The 3,525-nt window shown below is 41.4% G+C and carries 2 protein-coding genes and 1 tRNA gene; 1 reads left to right on the forward strand and 2 read right to left on the reverse strand.

Features of this window, described 5'->3' with window-relative positions:
• Positions 1-428 precede the first annotated feature (428 nt).
• Positions 429-1,835 (reverse strand): glutamate--tRNA ligase, encoded by a 1,407-nt coding sequence (gltX, locus tag KPX09_RS04725; RefSeq protein ID WP_249549221.1) that lies wholly within the window; start codon positions 1,833-1,835, stop codon positions 429-431.
• A 124-nt stretch (positions 1,836-1,959) separates the two neighbouring features.
• A tRNA-Thr gene (locus KPX09_RS04730) sits at positions 1,960-2,033 on the reverse strand.
• A 137-nt stretch (positions 2,034-2,170) separates the two neighbouring features.
• On the opposite strand from KPX09_RS04730, the gene mutM reads away from it, so the two are divergent.
• Positions 2,171-2,977: a bifunctional DNA-formamidopyrimidine glycosylase/DNA-(apurinic or apyrimidinic site) lyase gene (mutM, locus tag KPX09_RS04735; protein WP_249549222.1), complete on the forward strand. Its 807-nt coding sequence runs from the start codon at positions 2,171-2,173 to the stop codon at positions 2,975-2,977.
• Positions 2,978-3,525 lie beyond the last annotated feature (548 nt).

Below are 3,525 nucleotides of genomic sequence, written 5' to 3' on the forward strand. Positions count from 1 at the left end.
TCATAGAATGGTGCTACTCTGAATCAAAATACTATTGTAGGGGTTGCATGAGAGCATTGTTACGTGACATTATTAAGTAACGTATAGCATATGAATGAAGAGGCCATAGCTTATGATCGATAGCGCTACTCTGAACCAAAAAACCATTGCAGGGGTCGTATGAATGTATTGTTCTAGAACATTGTGAAGTAACGTGTTGCATGTGTACACTGACGGGAAGTCTATTAGGTAGCAAGGTCAATATATTGATCACGCCAGTAAACGGCTCTGTTTCATAAATTACTACCCCGTAGCTATACATTTTACAAAAGGGCACAAGACTCTGGCATGATTCTAGTAAAGCTTCTTGCACAGTAGTAAACTAATACCACAAGCGTACATAATACACGTGGGAGCAAAACTCAAGCTTTGACCAATGCGGTGAAATATCAGATTTTTTGTGCTAAAAGCATTCTGTTAATACACATTTCTTGTCCTAATATCTCCATTACTTCCGAAATGTTAGGGGATTGCAGTCTACCCGTTATAGATGCTCTGAGAAAATGATATACATCACTCATAGCCAGATTACGTGTTTTAGAGAATTCCTTAATTTGCGAAGATAGCTTGGTTTTCTTCCACATATCTGGGTGGATTCCTGACATACTTTCCAGCAATTCTGCAAGGAACCTTTTGCTGTTTTGAATTGTTTTTACAGCTTCTGGATTTATGTTAATTTCCACATCTTGAACATAAAAAAGTGAGTTTTCAGCGAGGTCAGTTAAGGTTTTTGTACGTTCCACCAGTTGTTTTATTCCCAAGGATAAACGTAAGAGTTTTCCCTCAGAGATGCTACCACCCAGCTTTTCTTCAAGAATTGGTAGTAACAAATCTAGGATTTCTGATTCGCTTTTTAACCCCATGTAATGATGGTTTAAAAACACCAATTTTTTGTAGTCCAAACACGAACATGAAACTCCCACATCTTCCATAGAAAATAGCGCTATCGCCTCTTGCATAGACACAATTTCCTTGTTTTGGTAACTCCATCCCATGCGTAGCAGGTAGTTGCACAGTGCTTCAGGAAGAAACCCCTGTTCTTTGTATTCGTGTATTCCAGGAGCACGATTACGTTTGGATAGCTTAGTTCCATTTTCATCATGAATTAATGGGATGTGAAAAAATTTCGGACTGACCCAGCTTATGGCTTCAGCTAGCACGATTTGCTTCACAGTATTTGTTATGTGATCAGAACCCCGTATGATGTGCGTAATTTCCATATCATGGTCATCAACCACAACGGCCAGAAGATATGTAGGCGTGCCATCAGAACGCAATATCACCATATCATCTATTTGATCGCTTTTTACGGATATTTTCCCATATACACCATCGAGAAACTCTATTATGGTATTCTCAGGGCTTTTAAGTCTTACAACATATGGTTTGTTGTGAAGATCACCTGCACTACCCTGATGTTTCCAGGGACACACGTGCCTGAAATATTTACCAGTACTTTCAGATTGTAACCTTTGCTCATTGACTTCATCTTCCGAACAATAGCACCGATAAGCTCTACCTAATTCTACTAACTCTCTCGCTACTTCAACATGCCTAGCGGCTCTAGAAGATTGTACTACAACATCACCATCGTGTTGGAGGCCTAGCCATGACATGTCATCGATTATAGACTGCGCAACCACGTCGGATGACCGTTTTTTGTCGGTATCCTCCATGCGCAGCAAAAATTTTCCCTTGTGATTTCTGGCAAATAACCAGTTAAAAAGCGCAGTTCTAGCTCCTCCTAAATGCAAGCTTCCAGTGGGAGATGGAGCAAACCTCGTAACGACGCGCACTGCTGTAGACCTGTTAAAAATCCATAGAGGGGTTATGGTACAACGAAAAAAAAACAATAGCAACGCACTAGCAGGAGAATTAAAGTACTACACAGAAACGTAGAAAGCTGTTATTTAGTGGTCATGGTGCCGTTACCGAGAATCGAACTCGGGCTTCGTCCTTACCAAGGACGCGTTCTACCACTAAGCTATAACGGCCTGCAGGAGATTGTAGTTTTTTGTTATGAGCAAGTCAAAGAGAAACACGAACATTAAGGAGAGGAAGAAAAAGTTAGCAATTCTCCTTAAAGAGAACATAACTCGAAGGAAGCAGAAGAAAAGAGCTTGTTGTGACGATGCCAGAGCTACCAGAAGTTGAGGTAATTGCAAGGTCTCTTTCAGATAAAATAATAGGTCAGCACATATGTAATGTTGAGGTGAAGAGGCGTGATCTGCGAGTCCGTATAGCTGATGATTTCGAACAGTTAGTGACCGGAAGGGAAATATGTTCCATATATAGGGTGGCAAAGTATTTGGTGATGCAGTTGGATTCTGGAGCAAAGCTTGTGTTCCATATGGGCATGAGTGGTCGAATCCTATATATGCACGCTCCTGTACCGGCGAAGCATGATTGTGTGGTTTTTGCTATGCAGCATGGCTATAGTCTTGTGTTCAATGATACGCGCAGATTTGGACTAGTGACACTGCTGGATGGGGAAGGTTATAGGTCTTTGATGGAAAAGATGGGGCCTGATCCGTTTTCGGAAGACTTCAATGCAGATTGTTTGCTGAATATGCATGGGAAAGCCTGTATAAAGTCTGTGTTAATGAATAATGCTATTGTTGTGGGAATCGGTAACATATATGCATCAGAAATATTGTTTACTGCTGCTATATTGCCATACAGGGAAGTTAGCACTCTTTCCAGGGAGGAGTGCTGTAGAATTGTGGAGTCTGTACGAGAAGTACTCAAGCTTGCTATAGCAACTGGGGGGTCGTCAATTCGTGACTACCGCACACCTACAGGTGACGTTGGTAATTTTTCTAAGCACTTTAAGGTTTATGGCAGGAAAGGCGAAAAGTGCTATACATGTGGAGGTGAAATACAAGTAGAAAAGCAAGGAGGGAGGAGTACGTTTTTTTGTAGGCACTGCCAGAAATGATATAGATGCAGTTGATTGTACGTTGAGTTCTATCGTATGGTTCAGTAAGTATTTTTTTCCTATTTGCTTTTGGTTTCTCCAAACACTACAATGTCCACCTTACATTAGTAAGAGACCAGGCGTGTTGTTTCTACAAATTTCCCTTAAGGTACTACCGTGCTGTTCTAGCTGATTACAATTTGTGTGAGTTGGTAGTGGGGCGATTAATGTGCTGCACTTTCGGTAATGAAAGCACTCTTAATTTCCTATTTTCTCGCTTTGTGCTTTTACGGAAGATGCTGCATTCTCTGCGATAATTTTCTACTGAACTAGGGTGGGTATCGGAATTATGAAGACCTATATCGTCTAGGGGAGAAGGTGCCTCATACTAGATATGGAGTGGTGATGTTGCCTCTCGTTTTCTTATTCTTGCTTCACGCTTTTACAGCAAATGCCACATTTTCTGGGGTAGTTTGCCATTAACCAGGGTAGGGGGCGCCGGAAGTGGGTAAAGTTCCATGTCGCAGCGAGGTACAGTGTTACATATAGATATGGAACGGTGATGTTGT

Origin of the sequence: Anaplasma phagocytophilum (assembly GCF_023476575.1) — a bacterium.
GTDB classification, from domain to species: Bacteria; Pseudomonadota; Alphaproteobacteria; order Rickettsiales; family Anaplasmataceae; genus Anaplasma; species Anaplasma phagocytophilum_A.